We start from the raw sequence: 25,990 nt of genomic DNA, 5'->3' as shown, positions 1-25,990 counted from the left end.
TGTCAGGCTTCTAAGAGATCAGTGAAAACTGATAGTTAGGCGTTATTGCGCGTGGTCTCAAGTGTGTGCTCGATCAACTCATCGAAATCAGCGGCATCGCGGATTTTTCCGATGTCGTTGGCGGCAATCGTCACGCCCCAGTTGTTCGCCATGGCCTCGTAACGCGGCTGGCGGTGCGCCAAGGCCTGTGCATAGGTCCAACGGACGAAATCATCGGGATCAACATCCGCTTCTGAACAGCCTTGCAGGTCCAGATAATCTGTCCAGGCCTTGGTCAGGAATTCCGCCTGATAGGACATCGGCTTTGGGGCTTTGTCAAAACGGCGTACTAGCTCTGCCGTGTGTTCCTCATCCCCCTTCAGCCAAATCATCAGGGTGTGTTGCGAAAGCTCGGACAGTACCCGATCGTTCGGATCTTCGGGGTCTACCCATTCGCAGATCGACCCACCGGTGTCGCAGATGAAATGGGGGTACTTGTACAAACGCTCGGCCCGGTCGATGAAATACTCGGTATCCAGCAGCGCGTGTATTTCGGCCAGCCGAAACTGTTCCTGCCTGCGGCGGTATTCCGGCATCTCCAATCCGCCAAGGGCAGGGTTGCCCGGTTTGCCCAGATAGGCTGCGACCGGAGTCAGATTCGCGAACGAGATATTAGAGCCGATGTAAATGGAATCCGACAGGAGCAGGTCACGCAAGAACGGGACTTTCATCGCCTCGGCCTTCGCATTGTCGGTGATGTACTCGCCCATGTACCGGGTGCCGATGCGATAGTCGATCGAGTAGTGAAACCAGTTCCCCGAGTCCCGAAGTATGGTCGAGACATATGTCTTGCCCAGACCGGACATGCCAAAGAACAGCACCTTCTTGCGGCTTGCCGTGCGCCAGTCTTCGGCTGAATTGTATATCATCTTGTGCTGTCCCTTTTTTGCCTTTGCTAAATCGGGCAGCGCACGGCGTCAATCACGGCGGCCAGCTCGGTTCAATACCAGAAGACCCATGGCAAGGATGACAAAGCCAAAATAGGCATTCGACGGCAGCGCTTCGTTACGCAGAATTGCGCCAAGCACGATGGCAACAGGAGGGATTACAAGCGTGACTAGCATCAGGTTGCCGCTGCCCGCCATTGCCAGGACTCGATAGTACAAAAGATATGCCCCCGCTGTTGCCACAATGGCGTAATAGCCAATCGCAGCCCAGGTGATCGCGGGCAGAGCAAGCGTTGGCACCCCGTCCGTCATGAGCGCCAGCGGCAGGATCAGCAGGGTCGAGCCGGTCAGCATGCCAGCGGCCGCGACGACGGGGTGAAGGTCAGACAGATGATACCGCGCCCAAGCCGCCGCAAAAGCATACGACAGCGTTCCGGCCAACACGGCAAGCTGCGCTGTGTTTTGCAGGCTGAAAGACGTGAAGGTCTGTATTCCAATGGTGATCGAGACACCGAGAAAACCCAAAACGACTCCGATAACCCGGGCTTGTGTCAAACGCTCATCTTTGAAAAACAGCGCCGCAACCAGAACGCCAAAAATGGCTGTGGTCGCGTTCAGAATGGCCGTAAGCCCAGAGTCGATGTAAAGCTGACCCCATGCCATCAAGCTGAACGGGATGACATTGTTCAGCAATCCCATGATCAAAAATGCACCCCAGATGCGCACAGAGCGGGGTAGCGAAAGCCCCTTGCCCCATGCCACCAGCCACAGCACGAGCATCGCCCAGAACGTGCGGTGCAGAACCGATGTCATAACGGGAATGGAGTCCAGAGCGATCCGGATGGCTACAAAGGATGCGCCCCAGATCACGGCTAGGAGAAGAAGTTCGACCCAGGCGCGCCGAGAAAGGTGTTTTTGCGTGTTCATGGCCGCACAATTTCATTCATTCGACAGATATACGACCCGAAACCTGCGCATAAAAAAAGACCCCGCTGAAACAGCGGAGCCTAAGATGAAAACACCTTGGATTTAGTTCAGAGCGTAAGTGATCTGAAACCCAACACTCCAGGCGCTGTTGCCGCTGAAGGTGGCTGTTTGCCCAAAGGCGCCATCTGCCGTTGCATCACCGATGTCAGTGTAGCGTACGCCACCGGAAATTTTGGCATTCTCCAACGAATATGTTCCGCCCAGACCAATGCTCCAGAACCCGTCAGTCGGGCCGAGGTTGGATACAGGAGTACCCTGAGAAGACTCATAGCCTAGTGTTACAGCACCGCTGAACTCTTCCGAGAATTGATACCCCAAGCCCAACGAATAGGTGAAGGTCGCATCGTCGTAGTCAACAAGGTTGCTGGTCGGCGGGTAGTTTGGCGGGTTGTACACCAGCTGTGGCCAGTCGACCCAACGAACAGAACCAAACAACAGCGTTTTAGGCGCGACGCCCGTCTGAAAGTCTAGGTTGATCGACTGGGGCGTCTCAATTTCGCTGTTTGTGTTGAAGGTGGCCACGGTCCCGGGTGGAATCGGAGGGAACGGTGGTGGGTTCAGAGATTCTGTTTGCGATAGATCGTGGCTGATCTTGGAGTTGTATGTCAGTGACACACGTGCTGCGATTTCCGGTTTCTCCCATGCAACCCCGATAACGTAGCCGAATGCAGTGTCGGCATTGGTGTCAACCTGGTACCCTGCTGCAAGCGGGACAGTGACAGAAGCCTTCACACGCTGTGCTCGAATACCGCCGATTGCGCTGAACCCGCCATCGAATTTGTAACGCAGCAATGCCGTAATGGCGTCCGTGTCTGCTGTAGCCCTCAAAACATCGGTACGACCACCCGGAATAGGGTTGATCGAAAGAGGGTAGGTGTTTGCGTATTCAATGTCGGCCCCAAAGGGCTGGTCATACATGATCGCGAAATCGAGCTTTTCGGTCAGTGACGTTTTATAACCCAGATGCGGTGTGAAAAAGTCGTTCGCAACTTCTCCGGAATCGACCGGCTGCCCGATGTTTGGTCCAGCCAAAGCAGGCATGGTGCCCGTTACGCTGGGGTTGGTGTATCCCAACCGGAACTGGACTGCTGACCCTTCTTCGAAGATCAGGTTGATGCCCTGACCACTTCGATCCAGGCCGCCTGCGTATCCTGCCGTCGCTCCAACACACAAAGCGCAGGTCGCGAGTAGTGTTTTTTTCATTCTGTCCTCCCTAACAATCTCAGGCGGGTTTCAATGGCGTTTGGCTGAGTGTTACGAACGCCTATCCCGTGTATGATGAGCGATACTCTCTTTTTGGTTACTTTAAGGTCAACTGGTGACGGTGCGTTACGTATTGCGACTACTGTTTTCAACTGTTGCTAAACTGTTACGGCTTTCAGACCAGATATTCAGGAATATTCCTGAAAAGATGATCGCCGCACCGATCAGAACCCAATGGTCAATGGGTTCGTGGTACAGGATCATTCCGACCACAGCGATGGTGGGAAGCCTCGCAAAATCAAATGGGATCACAACTGTCGCCGGGGCGATCGCCAGCGCGTTGGTAATGCAGAAATGTGCCAGCAGCCCCGCCAGACCGACCAGAACCAAAAACGGAGCGGTTTGCGCCGTGGGCAAGGCAATCTGCCCATCAAAACCGGCTGCGATGGCCCCAAGCACCGCCTGCATGGAAGTAAGCCAGAAAACGATGCACCCGATGCTGGCAAAACGAGTGAGGTTTTTTGTTGTAATCGTTGTAAATGCGAAGAAAATCGCAGACGCGGCTGCGGTAGCAAGGCCAGGGCTTAAAGGCGCACTGCTTGGGCGCGTGACAATCAGAACACCAGCAAAACCGATAAGTGCTGCCGTTATTTTGAGGGGCGTCAGACGTTCGTTCAGCAGCAGCGGCGACAGCAGGATCACCCAAAGCGGCTGTGTGAATTCCAGCGCGAATACCTGCGCCAGAGGCGCAACAGCGACCGCATAGAACCAAAGATTCTGCCCTGTGAAATGCAGGGTGTTTCGCAGGGCGTGCAACCCCAGGCGTTGCGTGGAAACCTGAATCCAACCTCCTGTGGCCGTGAGTACGAGGGCGACAACAAGAAACCCGACGAGGCTTCGATACATCATGATCTCGAAGGTGTCGTGCACGAGGCTCAATTCGCGACCGGCAACCGCCATCGAGGAGAAGGACGCGATGGCTCCGGTCATCCACAAGGCGGCCTTGAATGTGTTTTTTTGTGTCTGATTCACGTACCGCACCCCGGCCTGGCCGCGCGGTCACGGCCTCGATATCGGGGCTTTCGCTACGCGATCAATAAGATTGAATTCGTTGAATCATTGAAACGCTTATGAAGCGTCAGGTTCAAGGCTGTGCCCGGCTTTTTCAGGCACGACTAGGGCAGATTTCCCGGGATCGGGTCGTTTTGGCGTCGACCGAGGTTGCGTTTTACCGGATCATTCCCACTCGATGGTTCCGGGGGGTTTCGAGGTGACGTCATATGTGCACCGGTTGATGCCTTTGACCTCGTTGATGATCCGGGTCGCCGTTTCGCCAAGGAACTCATGGCTAAACGGATAGTAATCCGCCGTCATCCCATCGACCGAGGTGACGGCCCGCAACGCACAGGCATAGTCATAGGTGCGCCCGTCACCCATCACGCCGACGGTGCGGACGGGAAGGATGGCGACGAAAGCCTGCCAGATGTCATCATAAAGCCCGTGTTTGCGGATCTGATCGATGTAGATCGCGTCGGCCTCGCGCAGAATCTCCAGCTTTTCGCGGGTGATCTCGCCGGGGCAGCGAATGGCCAGACCCGGACCGGGGAAGGGGTGGCGCCCGATGAAGCTCTGCGGCAGACCAAGCTCGCGACCCAAGGCACGGACTTCGTCTTTGAACAATTCGCGCAGCGGTTCGACCAGTTTCAAGCCCATCTTTTCCGGCAGGCCACCCACGTTATGGTGGGACTTGATCGTTACAGAAGGCCCGCCCGAGAACGACACCGATTCGATCACATCGGGATAGAGAGTGCCCTGAGCCAGGAATTCGGCGCCGTCGATGGTATCGGCGTGTTTCTGGAACACATCGATGAACAGTTTTCCGATGATTTTGCGTTTGGTCTCGGGGTCGCTCTGACCTTCCAGTTCGCCAAGGAACAACTCGGATTCGTCGGCGTGGATCAACTGAATGTTGTAGTTGTCCCGGAACATGCCAACGACTTCTTCGGCTTCATTCTTGCGCAGCAGCCCATGGTCGACAAAGACGCAAGTCAGCTGATCCCCGATTGCTTCGTGAATAAGGATCGCGGCAACCGAGCTGTCAACGCCACCGGACAATCCGCAAATGACCTTTTTGTCTCCGACTTGTTCGCGGATCTTGCGGATCATCTCTTCGCGATAGGCGCCCATGGTCCAGTCGCCTTTGAACCCGGCCAGCTTAACGAAGTTTTCATACAATTTCGCGCCCTTTGGCGTATGGTGCACCTCGGGGTGAAACTGCACGGCGTAGAAGTGCCGCGATGGATCGGCCGTGATCGCATAAGGTGCGTTGGGTGAGGTTCCGAATACCTCGAACCCCGGTGCGATTTCACTGACATGGTCGCCATGGCTCATCCAGACTTGTTCATCGCCGTCCGCGAACCAGCCTTCCAGGATATCCAATTTGTCTTTGGGTGTAACAAATGCCCGACCAAACTCGGCTGTGCCATGGCCGCTTTCGACCTTGCCGCCAAGCTGATGCATCATCACCTGCTGACCATAGCAGATGCCCAGAATCGGAACGCCGTAATCAAAAATCTCTTGCGGGGCGCGGGGCGAGCCCTCGCGCGTTACGCTGTCCGGACCGCCCGAGAAAATCACGGCGCGCGGCGCCATTTCCCGCACGAAATCCATCGTGACATTCTGGTAAGGGTGAATTTCACAATAGACATTCAGCTCGCGCAGGCGGCGGGCGATAAGCTGCGTAACCTGGCTGCCGAAGTCGATGATCAGAAGGCGGTCGTGGGATGTCTGGGTCATAACCGGCTCATAAGTTGCAAGCCTTGCATGTGCAAGCGGTATGGCGTCATTTGGTACAAAAGCTGAGTCAAACCGGTGGAAAGATCAGGTGCCATGTCAAAGATCGAGTTCAGAACGGCTGATGTGGCGGATGCGGATAAGGTAACGCGGTGCCTGGAAAGTGCTTATGCAGATGCAATGAGCCGGATCGAAGATCTGCCGGACGTGACTGTCGGAATCGCGGATGACATCAAGACACACCGCGTCGTGCTTGCGATATCCGGCGGTATCGTCGGGGTCATCGTTTTTGACCAGGTTGACGACGCAATCATGGTGTTCAACCTTGCGGTTGCGCCCGAAGCCCAAGGGCAGGGGGTTGCGCGGCAATTGATGCAGTTCGCCGAAGAAGAAGCACAGGCGCGGAATCTGTCCAAGTTGAAGTTGCGAACTCATAAAATGATGAAAGACACGATTGCGATGTATCGGCACATGGGCTGGAAAGTGTCGGATCAGGCGGGCAGCGGCCTTACCATGGAGAAAGCGTTGGCGGCTGATCCTGACTGACCGGTAGCTTCTTGGTGGGGCGGCGATGTCGCTTTTCCCCCCAGAGCGCCGCAATCCCTATGCTTGAGTTCCGGCAAACCTGTATCAAAACGCTCAATCTAACCAATCAGACGGGATTTTCTCATGGCAGAGGCAAACACCCGGCGCAGGGCGAGAGGTGGCGGTGGCGCTGCCCGCCGTGCCGAGCGTACCGCAGTTCGTATCGAGACTGCGAAATACATCGAACGCAACATTCCGAATTTCGAGATCCTCAACGAAGAGGCGCTTGAGATTATCGAAAACAACGCTGAAACCGTGTTGGAAGAAATCGGCGTCAACTTTGTCGACAATCCAGCAGCTTTGGAACGGTGGCGTGACGCGGGCGCAGATATTGACGGTGAGCGTGTGCGCATTCCGCGTGGTCTGGCGCGTGAACTGATCAAGACAGCTCCCAGCCAGTTTACCCAGCACGCCCGCAACCCCGAAAAATCGGTTGTGATCGGTGGCCGCAACATGGTTCTGGCCCCGGTATACGGTCCTCCGTTCGTGCGTGATACACAGGGTGGTCGACGCTATGCAACCATGGACGATTTCAACAAGTTCGTGAAACTTGCCTACATGTCCAAGTGGTTGCACCACTCGGGCGGTACGGTGTGCGAGCCGACCGACATTCCGGTGAACAAGCGCCATCTGGACATGTTGAAGGCGCATATGACCCTGTCGGACAAACCTTTCATGGGCTCGGTGACCGATCCCAGCCGGGCACAGGATTCGGTTGAAATGTGCGAAATCCTGTTCGGCAAGGAGTTCGTGCAGGAAAACACCGTGATGACCTCGCTGACCAACATCAACTCGCCGATGACATTCGACGATGTGATGATGGGGTCGTTGGAGGTTTATGCGCGCAACAATCAGGCCTGCATCATCTCGCCCTTCATCGTGGGCGGAGCGATGGCGCCGGTCTCGGTGGCCGGTACTTTGACCCAGGTTCTGGCCGAGGTCATGGCCGGTGTTGCCTACAGCCAGATCATCCGCCCGGGTGCCCCCGCGATTTTCGGCGCGTTCGTGACGTCGATCGATATGAACTCGGGCGCACCCACCTTCGGCACACCAGAAGCCGCGCATATCACGTATGGTGCAGGCCAGCTGGCGCGTCGTCTGAACCTGCCATACCGCTCGGCAGGGTCGTTCTGCGGCTCGAAACTGCCGGACGCGCAGGCGGCCTACGAAACTGCGAATTCGCTGAACATGGGTCTGCTTTCGGGCGTGAATTTCATGCTGCATTCCTGCGGCTGGCTGGAAGGCGGTCTGGTCGCCGATTTCGAGAAGTTCGTCATGGATGCGGATCAGTTGGGCGTGCTGCATTCACTGGCCAAGGGCGTGGCCTATGATGAAAACGCGCAGGCCATGGACGCAATCCGCGAAGTAGGGCCGGGTGGTCACTATCTCGGCTGTGCCCATACGCAGGCCAACTTCAAGGAATCCTTCTGGAAATCCGAAGTGCTGGACTACAAGCCATATGAAACCTGGCAGGAAGAGGGTGCGCGTGACACGCGGGCTTTGGCCACGGCGCGAGTAGAACATTTGCTGGCCAATTATCAGCAACCACAGATGGACCCGGATACCGCGGCGGCGCTGGAAGCCTATATCGCCGAGAAAAAGGCCTCCATGCCGGATGCTTTCGCCTGATTATTGAAGAACCGGGGCGCGGCTGGCCTGATACAGCTGCGCCTCACCCAACAGCGCAATAAGCAGATCCAGATGCCGCACCAATGAGTAGGCGGCATCATCTTCTTTTCGCAGTTCATTTACATCTTTCTCCATCTCGAGCAAACGCAGCAGCGCCTGACCTGAACCGGGCAGCGAGCCGTATCCCAGAATGCGTTGCAGATGCCTGTCCCGATTGTAATCCCGCGCCCCGAATCTGGCAGCACGCGCCAACATGCGTGGGCGGCGGAGGGTTGCGATCATTGTCATCAGGTCCTGCATGTTACGTGTCCCTTTTTCGGAAATTGATGGATCCTGTTTTTGCACAACTTAAGCGGGTGTTGCCTTGGTCAGAGTCTCCCCGAACGATGGTTTCACGACTGTTTATCTTTTTGAATCAAATCTGGTTCTTGCCTTGTGTGGTTAACGAACGAGTAACGAATGGACCTCTAGTTAGATTTGGTTAACCCACATTCCGAGGGCGAAAAGTGGCAGTTTGTTTTGTCGACGAGGGCAAATAATTATGGAAAACAACATGGCTTTCACCATTCCGGCATGGGTTCCAGAAGGGGCGCAAAGATACCTTGCTCATACCGAGACCGGTCGCTCGATCCGCGATATCGCGCGATCAGCCGGGTGCCATGCGTCAACTATCCTCAGGCAAATTCGACGCATCGAAATGCGCCGCGACGATCCACTGGTGGATGCGGCCTTGCAATCGCTCGCAGAGACACATTTTTCAGCTTCGGAGTGCGCAGACGGCCCGGCAAGCGGGTCAGAAAACGCGGCTGAAGAAGAATTTGAAAATGAGGCACTGCGTGTGTTGCGCCGCCTGAGCGAGACGGGTTCGGTCCTTGCCGTGGCCGAGGAAATGGACAAGGCGGTTGTCGTACGCGACACCGGCAATGCCGGGGCTACAAGAACCGCTGTCGTAGAATGCAGGATCGCGCAGGCCCTGGCTTTGAAAGACTGGATCACCTGCGACAATCCCGGACGCATTTCGCGATATCGGATATCCGCAGCGGGACGAACGGCGCTAAGCCATTTGATCGCCAAGGCAGAAAACAAGGCACGTGCCGGGACTGACTTTGGTTTTGCCGAAGCTCAGAGTAGCTTTCAGGGCAAGCCTTCGGGCGGGTCCGCCGAGCGGGTCAAACGCATTCGGTACAGTGCTGCGGAAAGCCCGCTGATTGCATTGTCGCGCAGACGGGATCGTGACGGAAAACCGTTTCTGGATGACTCCCTCGTCAGCGCCGGCGAGCGCTTGCGCGAAGATTTTGAGCTGGCACAGATCGGCCCTCAGGTTTCGCAGAACTGGGATCGTTTTCTGACGACAGGTGGTCGAAGCAGCTTTGACAGTGAAAGCCATGGGGGAAAGGGGGCTTCTGATGCGAAGGACCGCGTTGCACGTGCCTTGTCCGACCTGGGGCCAGGTCTGAGTGATGTTGCGTTGCGATGCTGTTGCTATCTGGAAGGGTTGGAGCTGGCGGAAAAGCGAATGGGTTGGTCAGCGCGGTCCGGCAAAATCGTCCTGCGGATCGCCCTGCAACGGCTGAAACGGCATTATCAGGAACAGGCGGAACGAGATCGGATGATCGGCTGAACAGAAAAAAGGCCCGGTGTATACGGGCCTTTTCTTTGGATTTGCGGCTTAGGCCATTTCAGGTTCTGCTGACGCCTTCAGGTGTTTCATCAGGTTTTCCGGCGAGGACATGCCATAGGGATCTTCTGGGCAGTTATCCATCAGGCCGGGCTCTTCGAACCACGCCTCGACAACGCCATCATTGACGATGGCCGCATAGCGCCACGAGCGCATTCCGAATCCCACGTTGTCCTTGTCGACCAACATGCCCATTTTCCGGGTGAACTCCCCCGATCCGTCGGGGATGACTTTCACGTTCTTCAGCTCCTGATCCTGGGCCCATTTGTTCATCACGAAACTGTCGTTGACGGACATGCAGTAAATTTCGTCGATTCCCATGGCTTTGAAATCGGCATAGCCGTTCTCAAACCCAGGCAGCTGATAAGTCGAACAGGTCGGGGTGAACGCACCCGGCAATGAGAACAGGATCACGCGCTTACCGGCGAAATAGTCAGCTGTCGTCTTGTCTTCCCAACGGAATGGGTTTGGTCCTTCGATGGAATCGTCACGGACACGGGTGTGAAAGGTCACGTCGGGCAGTTTTGCGCCGGTTTTCATAGTCAAACTCCTGTGATTCACATATGATTTTGGTGTGAATTAAAACAGTTCTAAACCGCATTCAATCGCGTAAACGCTGCGATTGCGAATAAGGCCAACGTCTTGCTAGATATTGAAATTAAATTGCAAATACGAATACGCGCATGATGTATTTCTGCGCTTGCGAGGGTACAACGCATAGCGGCTATGCGCCGCTGGTCTAACACCGCGCTTCTGACTATGTTATGAGCAACAAGAGTTGACCCAAAGTCAGGAAAACGACCGTGCGAGATCTGAAGATCCCCGAAGAGCGCCACCCGGAAAAAGCCCATCGTCCGGACAATGCACAGCCCAAAAAGCCGAACTGGATCAGGGTCAAGGCACCCGGTGGCAAGGGCTATGCGGATACGCGGCGGATCATGCGCGACAACAATCTGGTGACGGTCTGCGAAGAAGCGGGGTGCCCCAACGTAGGAGAATGCTGGAGCCAAGGTCATGCCACCATGATGATCATGGGCGAGATTTGTACGCGCGGCTGCACCTTCTGCAACATTGCAACCGGTCGCCCCGACGATCTTGACGCATTTGAACCCGGTCGCGTGGCCCATGCGGTCGAAAAACTTGGCCTGAACCACGTGGTGATCACCTCGGTGGACCGTGACGACCTGCAAGACGGAGGGGCCGAGCACTTTGCGCAGACAATCCGCGCGGTACGTCATCGTTCTCCGAAAACCACGATCGAGATTCTGACGCCGGACTTCCTGAAATGCGACAACACTGTCCTTGAAACTGTGGTCGAAGCGAAGCCGGATGTGTTCAACCACAATCTGGAAACGGTACCGGGTCTCTACCCCGAAGTGCGCCCGGGTGCGCGGTACTTTCATTCCCTGCGCCTGCTACAGCGGGTGAAAGAACTTGATCCGTCGATCTTCACCAAATCGGGCATCATGGTCGGGTTGGGCGAAAACGAACAGCAAGTGCGTCAGGTCATGGATGACATGCGCGCGGCGGATATCGATTTCCTGACCATCGGCCAGTATCTGCAACCGACTCCGAAACATCACGGAGTGGATCGGTTCGTAACCCCGGAAGAATTCGCATCTTACGAAAAAGCGGCCTATGGCAAGGGGTTCCTGATGGTATCCGCAACGCCTCTGACCCGGTCTTCGTACCACGCGGGCGACGATTTCGCCCGGCTTCGCGCGGCCCGGCAAGCAAAGCTACAGCAAGCGTGACACCCGAGCGGATCGCGCAGCTCATCCGCCTGCGCCACGAGTTTCACCAACAGCCGGAGCTTTCGGGGCAAGAGGAGCATACCGCAACGCGGGTTGCGGATCTTTTGCGCCAAGCGGGTGCGGACAGGGTTCTGTGCGGCATCGGCGGGCACGGTGTTGCGGCCGTTTACGAAAGCGGTGTTCCCGGCCCCACAGTTGGAATTCGATGCGAACTGGATGGGCTGCCAATTCAGGAACTCTCGGATCTGGAATATACATCTCGGATTGCAGGCAAGGGGCATCTGTGCGGCCATGATGGCCACATGGTGATGGTTCTCGGGGTGGCGGAGGCGTTGAAGGAACAGCGCCCAAAATCTGGCCGCGTGGTTCTGATCTTCCAACCCGCCGAGGAAACCGGACATGGTGCGATTGCATATCGGGCCGATCCTCAGTTCGCTGAGGTTGCCCCTGACATCGTGCTGTCTCTGCATAATTTGCCGGGGCTGGAGCTGGGCGCGGTGGAACTGTGTGAAGGTCCCGCGAACTGTGCCTCGCGCGGGATGCAAATCGTTCTGACGGGCAAAACCTCACACGCAGCCGCCCCTCAGGACGGCGTGTCACCGGCAGGTGCATTGTCGACGTTGATGCCGGCATTGGCCAGATTGGGGGCGGGTGGCGACTTGGATGACACCTACGCTTTGACCACGGTCACCCACGCCACGCTGGGCGAGCGTACAGTCGGTGTCGCACCGGGGCGGGCCGAATTGTGGGTGACCCTGCGTACGGTTTCGGACGCGCGGATGGAAAGCCTGATGGCCGAGGCCGAAACTCTGGTCAAAAACACGGCGAAGGCCGAGGGGCTGGCGTTCGAAATCAGCTATGACGAGGTGTTCGAAGCCTGCGTCAATGACCGAGAAACCGTTTCGGTTTTGGCCAAAGCCTGTGCCGATCGGGGCGTCGCGTGCAGGTTGGTCGATCAGCCACAGCGTTTTTCCGAAGACTTCGGCCAATTCGGCAAAGGCGCGCAGGCGGCCATGTTCTGGTTGGGGGCGGGGCAGGACCATCCGCAACTGCACAACCCGGATTATGATTTCCCGGATGCGCTTATTCCGATTGGAACCGGGATTTTCCTGAGCGCGATTGACGTCGTGCTTGGCAAAACCTGCTAGTCTCGATCCTCTTATTTGACCAGATCGCCAACGATTCCAACGGCTTCTATAACTGTCTTCGTATCATCAGATATCGAGAGTATTTCATCATCCACCCGGATATAGCGCTGGCCGGGTCCCAAAGGCTTGAGCTTCCAGTTGTCGAGATCGTCGATATAGTCAAAACTCAGATCACCCGGCAGCTTCTGCCCACGCGTGTATCTTTTGATTTGACCGGGCGGTACGGCTTTGCCGTTTGACTTGATGGATTTCTCTACCTTGTTTTTATTGGCACCTTGCCCTTTGCCCTTGTTGTCTTTTGCAGCACCCGAACTTGCAAGTGCCACGATCGCCATAACGACAGCAGCTGTCGCAACTACACGCTTCATCCATAGTCCTCCCGAGCTGACAGAAAGAGTAAGGGCGCGCGAATAAGTTTGTCGATTGTTATTCGGGTTTTTTGAATTTGGGGCGCTGGGTAGCCACTCAAATTGCCCTGGGTAAAGTGCGGCTAGTCCTTGGTGAACCGGACTTTGCCGATAAACGGCAGGTTGCGGTTGCGCTGAGCGTAATCGATCCCGTAACCCACGACGAATTCATCCGGAATTTCAAAGCCTATCCAGTCTGACCGGAAATCAACTTCGCGACGGCTGGGTTTGTCGAGCAGGGCAATCGACTTGAGCCGTTTCGGCTTGCGGCTGCGCAGCAGGTTGGTGACGTGGTTCAGTGTGTGCCCGGTGTCAACGATATCTTCGACCACCAGCACGTCGCGGCCTTCGATCGCGCCGCGCAAGTCCTTGAGAATGCGCACTTCCCGGCTGCTCTCCATCGAATCGCCATACGAGGATGCCTCAAGGAAATCCACTTCGATCGGCAGGTCCAGTTCCCGCACCAGATCGGCGATGAAAACGAAACTGCCGCGCAGCAATCCCACGACGACAAGCTTGTCGGTATCGCCGAACTCATCCGTAATTTCGCGGCATAACTCTTCGATCCGCGCCGCGATGGCCTTGGCCGAGATCATCTCATCTATCACATATGCGCGGTTAGTCATCGCAGCCCCCTTGATCTTTGGCGCGCAACATACGACATGACGCGCCATTGTCACCTGCAAATACCGGACATCATGCCAATCCATTCGGAAACCCGCCACCTGCCATACACAGCCCAGCAGATGTATGATCTTGTTGCGGATGTGGGCAGCTACCCAAAGTTTCTGCCCTGGTGCGCCGCGGCCCGGATCCGCAAGACCTATGCGGTTGGTGAGGCCGAGGTGATGGAGGCGGATCTGGTCATCTCGTTCAAGGTGTTCCGCGAACGGTTCGGCAGCCGGGTGACCCTGTTTGCAGATCAGAAGAAGATCGATACCGAGTATCTGGACGGGCCTTTCAAATACATGAAATCCGACTGGCAGTTCGAGGACGCGCCCGACGGGGGGTGCAACATCTCGTTCCATGTGGATTTCGAATTCAAGAACGCCATCCTTCAGGGGATCATCGGCGTTGTGTTCAACGAAGCCATGCAGCGGATCGTCCGCGCATTCGAGGCGCGTGCGAAAGAACTCTACGGCTAGGTCTTTACGCGGCAAGGGCGCACGCTAGACTGCGCTCATGACGGATTTCACAGCAGCATTGGCCACCTTCGCGGCGGGCCCGGTTTCAACGACGGCTCAGGCGCGGATTGTCACGTCGCTGTCCGTTCTGGATTGGATGGCGGTTGGTCGTGCAGGGGCGTCCGAGCCGGTATCCTGCATAGTACGCGATATGGTTCTGGCCGAGGGCGGGAACGCTCAGGCCCATCTGTTCGGAGGGGGCGCGGCCCCATTGCGCGGCGCAGCTTTGGTGAATGGAACGATATCCCACGCGCTGGATTACGATGACACGCATTTCGCGCATATCGGGCATCCGTCAGTCGCCATCCTGCCTGCGACCCTTGCCGTGGCCGAGTGGGATGACGGCATTCTGGTCGATCTGCTCGAAGCCGCGCTGGTCGGTATGGAAACGTCAATCCGTGTCGGCCTGTGGCTGGGCAGGGGGCATTATCAGGCCGGGTTCCACCAGACAGCGACATCCGGTGCATTCGGGGCCGCTGTCGCCGTGGGGCGGTTGCTTGGATTCGACAAGGTTCAGATGCGGTCCGTATTGGGTTTGACGGCAACGCGCGCGGCCGGGCTGAAGGCCCAGTTCGGAACAATGGGCAAGCCTTACAATGCCGGGCTTGCCGCTTCGGCAGGGGTCGAGGCGGCTGTGCTTGTTCAGCGTGGATTTCAACCCAACGCCGACGCGCTGGAAGGCACGTATGGATTTGGCGCGACACATCAGGGTGCAGCGGATCAAGGCGCGCTGGATGGTTTGGGCGATGAATGGTTGTTCGAAACGGTAAGCCACAAGTTCCACGCCTGTTGTCACGGCCTGCACGCGGCGTTGGAGGCGGCGCGCGCGCTGGACATCGCGGAACCCGAAGTGGCCGAGATCAAAATCAAAACCCATCCGCGTTGGATGAGTGTTTGCAATCAGTTGTCGCCCACAACCGGGCTGGGGGCCAAGTTCTCTTACCGGACGGTCATCGCGATGCAGGCGCTGGGGCATGATACGGCTTTGCCGGACAGCTATACCGACAAGGTCTGCGCGGACCCGCGGATTAAGTCTCTGCAAGATCGCATCACGGTCGAAGCAGATGAAAACCTGTCGGAAACGCAGGCGCATCTGGCCTTGCTGCGTCGCGACGGTATCCGCCGCGAGGCGACGCATGACCTGCTGACCCCAATGTCGCTGTCTGACCGCGAGGATCGTGTGCGCGCCAAAGCGTCGAAGCTGATCGGAACGGATGAGGCGGACGCGATCTGGTCGATGCTGCGCACCGGCGGTCGCGCCCGTGATCTGGCCGAACGTATGGCGGGTTAAGCCACGCTCCAGTGCAGTGGAAAGCCCGGGTCGAACACCGTGACAGGTCCATCGCCCGTGTCGATCTTTGACGGGTATGCAACCGGCTCGCCTTTGGTCAGGGTCATCGTCTCTTCGTTCACAGGCAGGCGGTAAAAGCCCGGCCCGTTGAGCGAGACGAACGCCTCGAGCTTGTCCAGCGCTCCTTCGCTGTCGAACATCTCGGCAACCAGAGACATGGTATTCGTCGCGGTGAAACACCCCGCACAGCCGCAGGCCATTTCCTTGTTTGCATCCGTGTGCGGAGCGCTGTCCGTGCCCAGGAAGAACCTCGTGTCGCCCGACGTTGCGGCAGCCAGCAGGGCCAGGCGATGTTCCTCGCGCTTGGCGACCGGAAGGCAATAGTAATGCGGTTTGATCCCGCCCACCAGAATATGGTTGCGGTTGATGATCAGGTGGTGCGCGGTGATCGTCGCGCCCAGATCCGTTTCGTTGGCTTTGACATAGTCCACGCCATTGGACGTGGTTATATGTTCCATCACCACGCGCAGGCCCGGCGTCGATTTTCGGATCGGGTCCAGAACGCGGTCGATGAACACGGCCTCGCGGTCAAAGATGTCGATCTCGGCGTCGGTCACTTCGCCATGGACACACATGGGCAGGCCGATCTCGGCCATTTTCTCCAGAACCGGGCGCACTTTGTCAAAGTCACGCACGCCCGAGGCCGAATTGGTCGTGGCCCCTGCGGGGTACAGCTTGACCGCTTTTATCAGCCCGCTGGCATGGGCGGCGGCGACGTCCTGCGCATCTGTATCCTCGGTCAGGTACAGGGTCATCAGTGGCTCGAACACCATGCCTTCGGGCAGGGCGGCCAGGATTCTGTCGCGGTAAGCGGCGGCCTGATCCCCGCGCACGACCGGCGGCACGAGGTTCGGCATAATGATCGCACGGGCGAAATGACGTGCAGTTTCGGGCAGAACGGCCTGCAACATGGCGCCATCGCGCAGATGCAGATGCCAATCGTCGGGGCGGCGGATCGTGAGGGTATCAGTCATGGCCTTCCGCTAGCATAGCTGCCCCGAAAGACCAACCAGCCCGGAACGAGTTGCCGAAAAAACTTGTCAACCAACCGGAACGTCGTAGCTCTGACAGGGGCTGGGGCCTTGACGCAAAGGCGCTTGCGTGACCTGTTTGTCCGCGAAGTAGAGAGGATTTCCATGACGCAGCCAAATTCCATCGATGCCGTGCAGCAGATGCTGGGACGTCAGGGCTATGTCTGCGGGCGGGCCCTTGCCACGGTTGTATTCCTGTCGCTCAAGCTTGGACGCCCGTTGTTTCTGGAAGGCGAAGCCGGAGTTGGAAAGACGGAAATCGCCAAGGCGCTGGCATCCGGTCTGAACCGCCGTTTGATCCGGTTGCAGTGCTACGAAGGTCTGGACGCGTCCTCGGCCGTTTACGAATGGAACTTTCCGGCGCAGATGGTTGCGATCCGAACGGCCGAAGCTTCGGGCGGGGCCGACCGGGGCGCGTTGCAGGCGGAACTGTTTTCGGATGAATACCTGATCGAACGCCCTTTGCTGCAAGCAATGCGCCCCGACGAAAATGGTGCGCCGGTTCTTCTGATCGACGAACTGGACCGGACCGATGAACCGTTCGAAGCCTTTCTGCTGGAAGCTCTCAGTGATTTTCAGGTCACGATCCCTGAACTGGGCACCGTTGCAGCACCCCAACCACCCATTGTGATTGTCACGTCGAACCGGACCCGCGAAGTGCACGATGCGCTCAAGCGTCGCTGCCTGTATCACTGGGTCGATTATCCCGATTTCGAACGCGAGATCGAAATTCTGCACGCGCGCGCGCCCGAGGCCGCCGATGCGCTCAGCCGCGAAGTCGTGGCTTTCGTTCAGCGTCTGCGCACCGAGGACCTGTTCAAGAAACCCGGCGTGGCCGAAACCATTGACTGGGCCAAATGTCTGCTGGCGCTGGACGTGATGAACCTTAGCCCCGAGGTGATCGGTGACACGCTGGGGGCGATTCTGAAATATCAGGACGACATCCAGAAGCTGCAAGGGTCTGAGGCCAAGCGCATTCTGGATGAGGCCAAAGCGACGCTTGAACCGGCCTGACGCGCTATGGCCGAGCAAATCCCGCTGGAGATTCCCGACAACCCGAAGCTGGCGCAGAACATCACCCATTTTGCCCGCGCGCTGCGGAAGGCGGGGCTGCCTATTGGTCCGGGGCGGGTGATCGATGCAATTCGTGCGGTACAAGCCGCGGGTTTTACCCAGAAACGGGATTTCTACTGGACGCTGCACGCCTGTTTCGTGAACCGCCCCGAACATCGCACGGTGTTTGCGCAGGTCTTCCGAATGTACTGGCGCGACCCGCGATACATGGAACACATGATGGCCATGATGCTTCCTGCCATTCGGGGCGTGCAAGAGGAGCGCAAGGCGGATGCCGGGGAAAAGCGCGCAGCCGAGGCCCTGCTGGATGGTGTCGAACGTGACGCGCCCCAGCCGGCTGCGCAAGACGAAGGCGAAACCGAAATCGAGATTGACGCCACGCAAACGGCATCGTCCGAAGAGCGTCTTCGCAACCTGGACTTCGAACAGATGAACACCGCAGAAATCGCGCAAGCCAAGCGCGTATTGGCGCGGATGACCCTGCCGGTCAAACCCATTGAATCGCGCCGCGGACAGGCCAGCCATCTGGGGCACCGTATCGATCGTGCCCGCACCTTGCGCGCAGCCATGCGGCAAGGGGGCGAATTGCGTGATATCGCCCGGCTGCAACCCAAACTGCGATGGCCAAATCTAGTTGCGCTTTGCGATATCTCGGGCTCGATGAGCCAATACAGCCGAGTCATTCTGCATTTCCTGCACACGGTCTCGAACGCCAAGGGGGCGGGTTGGGCCAAGGTTCATGCCTTCACGTTCGGCACGCGCCTGACCAACATAACCCGCCACTTGCATCATCGAGATGCCGACGCAGCGCTCGCCGCTGCGGGGGCCGAGGCACAGGACTGGGAAGGGGGCACACGCATCGGCGACTGTCTGCATCAGTTCAACAGAGATTGGTCAAGACGTGTCATGGGGCAAGGTGCGGTTGTTCTTTTGATCACCGACGGTTTGGAACGGGGTGACCCGGAGAGCCTCGAGAAAGAGATCGAGCGGCTGCACCTGTCCTCCAAACGCCTGATCTGGCTGAACCCTCTGCTGCGCTGGGACGGGTTTGCCCCCAAGGCGCAGGGTGTGGCGGCCATGCTGCCCCATGTCGACAGTTTCAGGGCAGGGCACTCGATTGCCTCGCTCGAGGATCTGGCCGCCGTGATTTCACAACCTGACGACCAGGGGCAGAAAGCACGGCTGATGGCCGCGCTTTCCGATTAGACCGTTACGACAACTGTTCTTCGTTGCACTTCCGGGCCATTTCCATGGCCTTGTAGGTGCCGGTCAGATCGACGGTAAATGCATAGGATGTCTCGGGGAACACGATCATGACCTTTTTCTTGGCCAGATCATCCGCGAATTGAGGGTTGTCTGACAGAACATAGCCGCCGGAATAGCCCTTGGTGATGTTGCCTTTCATACCTGTGGCTTCACCCAGATAGATGTTGTCCCCGATCAGGATGGCCACTTCTTGTGTTTCGCCACGTTTGATGTCGGTATCAGCTTTGGTGAATACCCCCACATACCCCACGCCGCGATCTTCGGTCAGGCCCATCTGAACGACGTTTTCCGCGTCGTCCACGGCCTCGATCAGGCAGGATTTCTTTTCGTTGTCGATGAAGACTTTCCAGCCCTCGACCTCTCCATAACGTTCGAATGTGTCAGCCCACGCTGCGGTCGAAGTCAAAAGGCCAACCACTGCGCCCAGTGCAAGATAATGTTTCAACTGCTTGTCTCCGAAAAAATGTGTTTGGTATGCAGCTTGGGCAACTGGCCCGCTGCCCGCACAAGCTAAAACCCGGGCCCATAACAATCAATACTATGATTTATTGAATATTGTTTAGGCTTTAGCATCGGCTTGCAGGGCTCAACATAGACGTTTTGACAGGGGCGTTGCGCTTTTCATCCCGCCAATCCTGCCTATGTTGGAGGCAGACGATGTCTGGAGGTCCTGATGGAACGATTCGACAACAGCCCGGAAACGGCATTGAAGTGGCACCGCAATGGCAGCGGCGCCGCGCTTGCCACGGTTGTCGAAACCTGGGGCAGCGCGCCACGCCGGGTGGGTTCTCAGCTGGTGATCGGCGGCGATGGCCGGATCGAAGGTTCTGTGTCTGGCGGCTGTGTCGAAGGCGCGGTGATCGTCGAAGCGCTTGAGGCCATTGATGAAGGCGAAGCCCGCTTGCTGGAATTCGGGGTGAGCGACGAAGATGCCTTTGCGGTCGGGCTGGCCTGTGGCGGGACCATTCGCGTTCTTGTCGAACCCGTTGGAAAGGTGCTGCCTGAACCGATGCTTGCGGAACTGGTTGCAGCCCGCGCAGCGCGTGAACCCATCGCTTACGAAGTCAATATCGATACCGGGCACAGAGCCTTGCGTCGTAACGCCTATGCGGAACGGCTGCGCGTGGATCGGTCTGGTTTTGAAGAAGATGGTCAGACCTTTGTGGCCGTTCACAACCCGCCGCTGCGATTGATCGTTGTTGGTGCGGTGCATATCGCGCAGGCATTGGTGCCGATGGCGCGAATTGCCGGGTATGATCCGGCCATAATAGACCCGCGCGACGCGTTTGCATCCAGCGCCCGTTTTCCGGGGGAAACGATCCTTACGGATTGGCCGGATGAGGCCGTTGCAAAACTCGGGTTGGATGCGCGCACCGCAATTGTCCTGCTGACACATGATCCAAAGCTGGATGATCCGGCGTTGCAAGCTGCACTGGATGCGGGCGTGTTTTACATTGGTGCATTGGGATCGACACGTACCCACGCCAAACGCGTCGAGCGTATGAAAGCAGCCGGTTTCAGCCAACAGCAAATCTCGAGGATTCATGGGCCAATCGGGTTGGATATCGGGGCTGCCGGCCCATCCGAGATTGCCGTTGCAATTCTGGCGCAGATGACGGCCGTTCTGCGAGGCAAGGCATGAGGTTTGGTCCGGTACCCGTCTCCGAAGCAAAAGGCGCCATTCTGGCCCATTCGGTGACAGCTGACGGTCAAAAGCTGCGCAAGGGGCTGTCACTGCAAGCAGAGCATATGGCGCAGTTGACGCAGGCGGACATCCGCGAAGTGATCGTTGCGCGCCTTGAACCCGGCGATTGTCACGAAGACGAGGCCGCACGTCGTTTGGCCGCGGCTCTTGCACCAGATGCGGCGTCGGCCAATCTGCGCGTGACAGACGCGTTCACCGGCCGGGTCAACCTGTTGGCGGACGGGCCGGGCGTGGCGGTTCTGGATGTGGATGCGCTGGAAATGTTCAATCAGGTCAACCCGATGATCACGGTTGCGACGGTTCCGCAATACCAGCAGATGGGCCCGAATGGCATGGTCGCCACCATCAAGGTCATCTCATATGCCGTGCCAGAGGCTGATGTTCGGCGGGCCGCCAATTTGGCGCAAGGGGCCGTGCGCCTGGCAAGACCCGTTCACAAGACGGCAGGTTTGATCGTCACGGATATCCCCGGCGGCCCGCCCAACGACAAGGGGATCGCCGCCATTCGCGGACGGACCGAAGCACTGGGTCTGGATTTGTGTGATGTGCAGATCGTGCCGCATCGCGTGGATGCGCTGGCCAAGGCGGTTACCAGAACGACCGGTGATCTGCTCATGATCCTGACCGGATCCGCGACCTCGGACCCGGACGATGTTGCCCCGTCTGCTGTTCGGTTTGCCGGTGGGCGGGTGGATCGGTTCGGGATGCCGGTTGATCCGGGAAACCTGCTGTTTCTGGGTGCGATGCAGGATCGACCGGTGATCGGGTTGCCCGGGTGCGCACGATCTCCGGCGTTGAACGGGGCGGATTGGGTTCTGTCACGGGTTGCCTGCGGGATCGAAACGACCGGATCGGATATTGCCGGAATGGGGGTCGGAGGATTGTTGAAGGAAATCCCGACCAGACCGCAGCCGCGCGCCAAACGAAAAGAATGATCCGCCGCTGATCCTGAACGGGGCTGAATTCTGAGGTTGACCCCAGAGGCTTTGACCGAACCGGCTTATGGTTTTCTAAGCTTTGGCAATACGCCGGGTCGCCAATACGCTCCGGTGTCTTCCCGTGCTTTCTGATAGGCATCCACTCTTTCTCTGGCGGTCTCTCCGCCGGCGTCAAACAAATGGCCCAGCAGGCATTCAAGAACGGCCATTGCCCCCGAAAAACTGGAAAACGGGTGCAAGGTTCGCGTGCTGACAGGCAGGACGACATCCGGTTCAACCCCCGGGGCGATGACCTCGCTATCCGACAACAGGACGATGCGCATCGACCGGCCCCGAGCATACCGCATCGCCTGAATCGTGTCGGCGGAATAGGGGTGAACCGTGATGGCAAACAGACAATCCTCGGCGGTGGCTTCGACCAGATCATCGATGGCCGAACCCATGTGGCGGGGCACCAGCTGAAGCCCGGGATGGGCCATACGGGCGGCGTAGTGAAAGTAATAGGCCAGCGCGTGGCTGGATCGTGTGGCCGTCACATAACAGCGACGCGCCGATCTGATGTGCGCGACGGCCTGTTGCGTCAACCGGGGGGCCATGAGGCGCAGCGATCTGGCCACGACATTTATTTCGTTCTGCGCAAATCGTGCCTGCGCCGCACCAAACTGTCCTTGTTCCTTCAGGTGTTCCAGCCAATCCTGCCCAAACCTGTCCTCACCATCGGTTGTCAGAGCGTTTCGAAATGGGCGCCGAAAAGCGTCAAAGCTGTCATACCCCATGCGTTGCGCCAGCCGGATCAGAACGTTCGAGCTGATGCCGATGCGATCGGTGGTGGTTCGGATCGAATTCAACGCGAACTCGGCGGGATGATCGATGATGTACTTTACGGCGACCTGCATTTGCGCAGGCATTTCATCGATCTCGCGGCGCATTTGCGTAACGATGGCGGTAAGAGTGCGGGTCATGCGGCAAACAAAACATATGTTTTCCGTTTGGTAAATTGAAAACGAAACTTGAGCTTATTAGCTGAGGGCAGACGAACACGAGGGCGCAATGACCGAGAGCACAGTGAAAACCATCGGAAAACCATATGTTCTGGTTGCTCCGAACGGCGCCCGGCGGGGCCGCGCGGATCACCCGGCCTTGCCGGTCACGACGGACCAGATCGTCGCAACGGCGCGGGGCTGCCACGAGGCCGGGGCGAATGGCATACACCTGCATGTACGGGATGCTGACGGACATCACACGCTGGATGCCGGATTGTATCGCGAAACAATCGCGGAACTGAAAAGGGTGGTGCCGGGCATGGATGTTCAGATCACCACCGAGGCAGCAGGCGTGTTCGATGTCTCGTCGCAGTTTGACTGCCTGCAACGGGTCCGGCCTGAATGGGCCTCGATTTCAGTCCGGGAAATCGCGCGGGCCCTTGATCTTGCGCCTCGGGTCTATGCGCTATGTGCGGCTCAGGGCACGCGGGTTCAGCATATTCTCTACGACTTGGAAGATGTGAAGCTGCTGGAAGACTGGCAGTCAAAAGGTATCGTCCAGCCGGACCAGACAGACCGGTTGCTTGTGTTGGGGCGCTACAGTCAGAATCAGCAATCCGTGCCAGCGGATCTGGATGCGTTTCCGTCCAGCCCGGCCAATTGGATGGTGTGCGCCTTTGGGACGCAGGAACATGATTGTCTTATCGAAACCGCGCGGCGCGGCGGTAACTTGCGTGTTGGATTCGAAAACAGCCTGACGGCACCGGATGGCACGCTCTGGACGGACAACGCGGCCTCGGTCGCGGCTTTGGTTGAAACACTTGGAAGGACCGGAACATGAGTCATGTTTTCCCACGCCACACCAAATCTGAACTTCCCGTCGCGGCGGGTGGCGACGGCGCTTACCTGATCGATGCCGACGGCAAGCGATATCTGGATTGCGGCGATGCGGCCGTGTCTTGTTTGGGGCATTCCAACCCGGCAGTGATCCGGGCCGTGCAACAGCAGGTGGAACAGATCGCATTTGCCCATACCGGGTTCATGACCTCGGAACCGGCCGAGGCATTGGCCGATCTGCTGATCCACCACGCGCCGGGGGATCTGGACCGGGTGTATTTCGTATCGGGCGGGTCCGAGGCGACCGAAGCGGCCATCAAATTGGCGCGCCAGTATTTTCTGGAAATCGGGCAGCCCGAGCGCCGCCACGTGATCGCGCGCAAGCAAAGCTATCATGGCAACACTCTGGGGGCCTTGTCTGCCGGGGGAAACGCCTGGAGACGGGCTCAATTCGCGCCGATGCTGATCGAAATGACCCATATCTCGGCCTGTTATGAATATGCCGAAAAGCCCGAGGGTGAGAGCAGCTTTGACTACGGTCAGCGCGTCGCCAACGAGCTGGAGGCGGAAATTCTGCGCCTTGGTCCCGAAACGGTTATGGCTTTCATGGCCGAGCCGGTTGTCGGTGCTACGCTTGGCGCAGTGCCGGCGGTTGAGGGGTATTTCAAACGCATCCGGCAAATCTGCGACCAATATGGCGTGCTGCTGATTCTGGATGAGGTGATGTGCGGCATGGGGCGCACCGGTCATCTGTTCGCCTGTGATCACGACGGTGTTGCACCGGATATTCTTTGCATCGCCAAAGGGTTGGGCGCAGGATATCAACCGATCGGGGCGATGCTGTGCACCGATGAAATCTATGGCGCAATTCGCGATGGATCAGGGTTTTTCCAACATGGGCATACCTATGTCGGCCATCCTGTCGCTACGGCCGCGGCTCTTGCGGTGGTCCGTGAACTGACAGAGGGTAATTTACCGGCGCGCGCCGGACGCATGGGCAGCAAACTGCATTCCGCACTGGAAGCCGCGTTTGGACAGCACCCGAACGTGGGCGATTTGCGTGGCCGTGGCCTGTTCCGGGGTGTGGAATTGGTGGCGGATCGCGAGACGAAGACGCCCTTTGATCCGTCGTTGGGTATTGCCGGAAAGATAAAGAAGGCGGCGCTGGCCGAAGGGTTGATCTGTTATCCCATGGCGGGCACTCGGGATGGCCGGAACGGAGACCATATACTTCTTGCGCCGCCATTCATCATAGATGACGAGCAGATAGGCGAACTTGTCACCAAACTGGAACGCTCTTTTTCAGCCGTTCTCTGACAATACCGTGAGCACCCTGTTTGCCTGCGACACGTTTGCTATGTGTCGTGGGCAATGGAATTGGAAAAGGCGACGTCCATGGTGCTGGATATCTGGCGCAGTTTCCGAACGCTCCCTGTGTGGGTGCAGGTCTGGGTAGCCGTTGTTTTGGTACCGGTAAACCTGCTTCCGTTGGCATTTCTGGATCAGCCACAGGGGCACCTGATTGCATTGCTTGCAATTTCAGGCATGGCGCTGAACGTGCCTATCATGTTGGGTGCACGCGGGATGAGCGGTGCGATGGCCTTGCCGCACATTCTGTGCTGGGTACCGTTGGTCATCATCGTGACGCTTCTGCTGTTTTCCGAAGACTCCCTGAGCCCAGCCTTTGCCGGCTTTCTCCGGGTGCTTCTGATCGTCGATATCACCTCGCTGGTGTTCGATTTCCGGGATGCGGCCCGTTGGTTGCGCAGCAGGCAAGCGCCCTGAGCAAAAAAGCCCCTTCAAGAGAGAAGGGGCTTGGACCGTTTCGATCTTTGGACCGGATTATTTTTGCGGCAGCGGGCCGATCATCATGATCATCTGACGGCCTTCCATCTTGGGCATGTTTTCGATCTTGCCCAAGTCCTTGACGTCCTCGGCAACGCGCTCCAGCAATTCGCGGCCCAGGTTCTGGTGTGCCATTTCGCGACCGCGAAAACGCAGGGTAACTTTGACCTTGTCGCCGTTTTCCAGAAACTTGAAGACGTTGCGCATCTTGACGTCATAGTCATGCGTGTCAGTGTTGGGTCGGAACTTGACCTCTTTCACCTCGATGATCTTTTGCTTCTTGCGGGCTTCGGCTTCGCGTTTCTGCGTTTCGTATTTGAATTTGCCGAAGTCCATGATCTTGCAGACCGGTGGGTTCGCATTGGGCGAAATTTCGACCAGATCAAGACCGGCATCGGCGGCCATCTGCATGGCTTTGGCGGGATGAACCACCCCGACATTTTCACCTTCGGCGCCAATCAGGCGAATTTCGGGGGCACGGATCTTATCATTGACGCGCGGGCCGGTGTCTCGTTGTGGCGGCGCGTTGTGAGGTCTGCGAGCTATGGGTTCATTCCTTTGATAATTGCAGAATTTCGAGCCCGGAATTTAAACCGGGCCGGGCCACACTTCAAGCGGCATAAACACCGGCAGTTGCGAAAAAACAGTGTTTTGTCCGCTGATTTT

The 25,990-nt window shown here is 57.7% G+C and carries 27 protein-coding genes; 14 read left to right on the top strand and 13 right to left on the bottom strand.

The genetic code is table 11. The features are described 5' to 3' along the window. Positions 1–35: 35 nt before the first annotated feature. The 5 genes from GOW04_RS05170 to guaA all read right to left on the bottom strand — a co-directional run bounded on the left by GOW04_RS05170 (position 36) and on the right by guaA (position 5,912). Positions 36–908, bottom strand: a complete 873-nt coding sequence (locus GOW04_RS05170; protein WP_171231735.1) for an ATPase — start codon at positions 906–908, stop codon at positions 36–38. Between the two features lie 48 nt (positions 909–956). Beyond that, entirely contained in the window at positions 957–1,853 is an 897-nt protein-coding gene (locus tag GOW04_RS05165; RefSeq protein ID WP_171231734.1) for a DMT family transporter, read from the bottom strand. A gap of 102 nt (positions 1,854–1,955) precedes the next feature. After that, positions 1,956–3,116, bottom strand: coding sequence for an OmpP1/FadL family transporter (locus GOW04_RS05160; protein WP_171204659.1), 1,161 nt, complete (start codon positions 3,114–3,116; stop codon positions 1,956–1,958). A gap of 126 nt (positions 3,117–3,242) precedes the next feature. Continuing rightward, the gene (locus tag GOW04_RS05155; protein WP_371808017.1) at positions 3,243–4,148 is read right to left on the bottom strand and encodes a DMT family transporter; all 906 of its coding nucleotides are present in this window, start codon (positions 4,146–4,148) and stop codon (positions 3,243–3,245) included. A 204-nt stretch (positions 4,149–4,352) separates the two neighbouring features. Next, complete coding sequence (gene guaA / locus GOW04_RS05150; protein ID WP_171204660.1) at positions 4,353–5,912, bottom strand: glutamine-hydrolyzing GMP synthase; 1,560 nt, start codon at positions 5,910–5,912, stop codon at positions 4,353–4,355. 93 nt (positions 5,913–6,005) lie between these two features. On the opposite strand from guaA, the gene GOW04_RS05145 reads away from it, so the two are divergent. Next, entirely contained in the window at positions 6,006–6,455 is a 450-nt protein-coding gene (locus GOW04_RS05145) for a GNAT family N-acetyltransferase (RefSeq protein WP_171231733.1), read from the top strand. Positions 6,456–6,578: 123 nt separating this feature from the next. Next, the gene (locus GOW04_RS05140) at positions 6,579–8,123 is read left to right on the top strand and encodes a trimethylamine methyltransferase family protein (RefSeq protein WP_171231732.1); all 1,545 of its coding nucleotides are present in this window, start codon (positions 6,579–6,581) and stop codon (positions 8,121–8,123) included. Here the strand turns inward: GOW04_RS05140 and GOW04_RS05135 are convergent, their stop codons facing one another. Continuing rightward, entirely contained in the window at positions 8,124–8,411 is a 288-nt protein-coding gene (locus GOW04_RS05135; protein ID WP_256368233.1) for a DUF6477 family protein, read from the bottom strand. It lies immediately after the preceding gene. A gap of 253 nt (positions 8,412–8,664) precedes the next feature. Here GOW04_RS05135 and GOW04_RS05130 point away from each other — a divergent pair, with 253 nt between their 5' ends. Continuing rightward, positions 8,665–9,744: a DUF6456 domain-containing protein gene (locus tag GOW04_RS05130; RefSeq protein ID WP_152457815.1), complete on the top strand. Its 1,080-nt coding sequence runs from the start codon at positions 8,665–8,667 to the stop codon at positions 9,742–9,744. A gap of 48 nt (positions 9,745–9,792) precedes the next feature. Here the strand turns inward: GOW04_RS05130 and GOW04_RS05125 are convergent, their stop codons facing one another. Further along, positions 9,793–10,341: a peroxiredoxin gene (locus tag GOW04_RS05125; protein ID WP_171231730.1), complete on the bottom strand. Its 549-nt coding sequence runs from the start codon at positions 10,339–10,341 to the stop codon at positions 9,793–9,795. A 263-nt stretch (positions 10,342–10,604) separates the two neighbouring features. Here GOW04_RS05125 and lipA point away from each other — a divergent pair, with 263 nt between their 5' ends. Further along, positions 10,605–11,555, top strand: a complete 951-nt coding sequence (gene lipA / locus GOW04_RS05120; protein WP_152457817.1) for a lipoyl synthase — start codon at positions 10,605–10,607, stop codon at positions 11,553–11,555. After that, the gene (locus GOW04_RS05115) at positions 11,552–12,703 is read left to right on the top strand and encodes an amidohydrolase (protein ID WP_171231729.1); all 1,152 of its coding nucleotides are present in this window, start codon (positions 11,552–11,554) and stop codon (positions 12,701–12,703) included. The genes lipA and GOW04_RS05115 overlap by 4 nt, the downstream gene beginning before the upstream one ends. Positions 12,704–12,714: 11 nt before the next feature. On the opposite strand, the gene GOW04_RS05110 is transcribed toward GOW04_RS05115, so the two are convergent. Continuing rightward, positions 12,715–13,038, bottom strand: coding sequence for a hypothetical protein (locus tag GOW04_RS05110; RefSeq protein ID WP_171231728.1), 324 nt, complete (start codon positions 13,036–13,038; stop codon positions 12,715–12,717). 155 nt (positions 13,039–13,193) lie between these two features. Continuing rightward, entirely contained in the window at positions 13,194–13,736 is a 543-nt protein-coding gene (hpt, locus tag GOW04_RS05105) for a hypoxanthine phosphoribosyltransferase (protein WP_171231727.1), read from the bottom strand. A 72-nt stretch (positions 13,737–13,808) separates the two neighbouring features. Between hpt and GOW04_RS05100 the strand changes: the two genes are divergently transcribed. Then, positions 13,809–14,255 (top strand): type II toxin-antitoxin system RatA family toxin, encoded by a 447-nt coding sequence (locus GOW04_RS05100; protein ID WP_171232045.1) that lies wholly within the window; start codon positions 13,809–13,811, stop codon positions 14,253–14,255. A gap of 37 nt (positions 14,256–14,292) precedes the next feature. Next, positions 14,293–15,585, top strand: coding sequence for an MmgE/PrpD family protein (locus GOW04_RS05095; RefSeq protein WP_171231726.1), 1,293 nt, complete (start codon positions 14,293–14,295; stop codon positions 15,583–15,585). Here GOW04_RS05095 and pyrC read toward each other — a convergent pair. Then, on the bottom strand, positions 15,582–16,619 hold the full coding sequence (gene pyrC, locus GOW04_RS05090; RefSeq protein ID WP_171231725.1) for a dihydroorotase: 1,038 nt from the start codon (positions 16,617–16,619) through the stop codon (positions 15,582–15,584). The two genes, GOW04_RS05095 and pyrC, sit on opposite strands and share 4 nt — an antisense overlap. A 162-nt stretch (positions 16,620–16,781) precedes the next feature. On the opposite strand from pyrC, the gene GOW04_RS05085 reads away from it, so the two are divergent. Together GOW04_RS05085 and GOW04_RS05080 are read left to right on the top strand one after the other, a co-directional pair. Beyond that, entirely contained in the window at positions 16,782–17,690 is a 909-nt protein-coding gene (locus tag GOW04_RS05085) for a MoxR family ATPase (protein WP_152457823.1), read from the top strand. Between the two features lie 6 nt (positions 17,691–17,696). Beyond that, on the top strand, positions 17,697–18,956 hold the full coding sequence (locus GOW04_RS05080; RefSeq protein WP_171231724.1) for a VWA domain-containing protein: 1,260 nt from the start codon (positions 17,697–17,699) through the stop codon (positions 18,954–18,956). 4 nt (positions 18,957–18,960) lie between these two features. Here the strand turns inward: GOW04_RS05080 and GOW04_RS05075 are convergent, their stop codons facing one another. Then, entirely contained in the window at positions 18,961–19,461 is a 501-nt protein-coding gene (locus tag GOW04_RS05075) for a hypothetical protein (protein WP_152457825.1), read from the bottom strand. 228 nt (positions 19,462–19,689) lie between these two features. Between GOW04_RS05075 and GOW04_RS05070 the strand changes: the two genes are divergently transcribed. Together GOW04_RS05070 and GOW04_RS05065 are read left to right on the top strand one after the other, a co-directional pair. Further along, positions 19,690–20,658, top strand: a complete 969-nt coding sequence (locus GOW04_RS05070) for an XdhC family protein (RefSeq protein ID WP_171231723.1) — start codon at positions 19,690–19,692, stop codon at positions 20,656–20,658. Further along, entirely contained in the window at positions 20,655–21,656 is a 1,002-nt protein-coding gene (locus GOW04_RS05065) for a molybdopterin-binding protein (RefSeq protein WP_171231722.1), read from the top strand. Before GOW04_RS05070 ends, GOW04_RS05065 begins: the two co-directional genes overlap by 4 nt. Before the next feature lie 65 nt (positions 21,657–21,721). Here GOW04_RS05065 and GOW04_RS05060 read toward each other — a convergent pair whose 3' ends face one another. Continuing rightward, entirely contained in the window at positions 21,722–22,621 is a 900-nt protein-coding gene (locus tag GOW04_RS05060; protein ID WP_171231721.1) for a MurR/RpiR family transcriptional regulator, read from the bottom strand. An 88-nt stretch (positions 22,622–22,709) separates the two neighbouring features. Between GOW04_RS05060 and GOW04_RS05055 the strand changes: the two genes are divergently transcribed. From GOW04_RS05055 to GOW04_RS05045, 3 genes are read left to right on the top strand one after another with little or no spacing between them, the layout of a single operon-like run. Beyond that, complete coding sequence (locus GOW04_RS05055; protein ID WP_171231720.1) at positions 22,710–23,483, top strand: 3-keto-5-aminohexanoate cleavage protein; 774 nt, start codon at positions 22,710–22,712, stop codon at positions 23,481–23,483. Then, the gene (locus tag GOW04_RS05050; protein ID WP_152457830.1) at positions 23,480–24,796 is read left to right on the top strand and encodes an aspartate aminotransferase family protein; all 1,317 of its coding nucleotides are present in this window, start codon (positions 23,480–23,482) and stop codon (positions 24,794–24,796) included. The genes GOW04_RS05055 and GOW04_RS05050 overlap by 4 nt, the downstream gene beginning before the upstream one ends. Before the next feature lie 54 nt (positions 24,797–24,850). Then, a complete protein-coding gene (locus GOW04_RS05045; RefSeq protein ID WP_171231719.1) occupies positions 24,851–25,264 on the top strand; it encodes a hypothetical protein in 414 nt (137 codons plus the stop codon). Positions 25,265–25,321: 57 nt separating this feature from the next. On the opposite strand, the gene infC is transcribed toward GOW04_RS05045, so the two are convergent. Continuing rightward, complete coding sequence (gene infC / locus GOW04_RS05040) at positions 25,322–25,870, bottom strand: translation initiation factor IF-3 (protein ID WP_152457832.1); 549 nt, start codon at positions 25,868–25,870, stop codon at positions 25,322–25,324. Between the last annotated feature and the right edge of the window lie 120 nt (positions 25,871–25,990).

It is taken from the genome of Ruegeria sp. HKCCA4812, assembly GCF_013034245.1.
In the GTDB taxonomy this organism is placed as follows: Bacteria; Pseudomonadota; Alphaproteobacteria; order Rhodobacterales; family Rhodobacteraceae; genus Ruegeria.
Note: the sequence above shows the minus strand (reverse complement) of the source record. Positions and strands in the feature narration are given on the sequence as shown.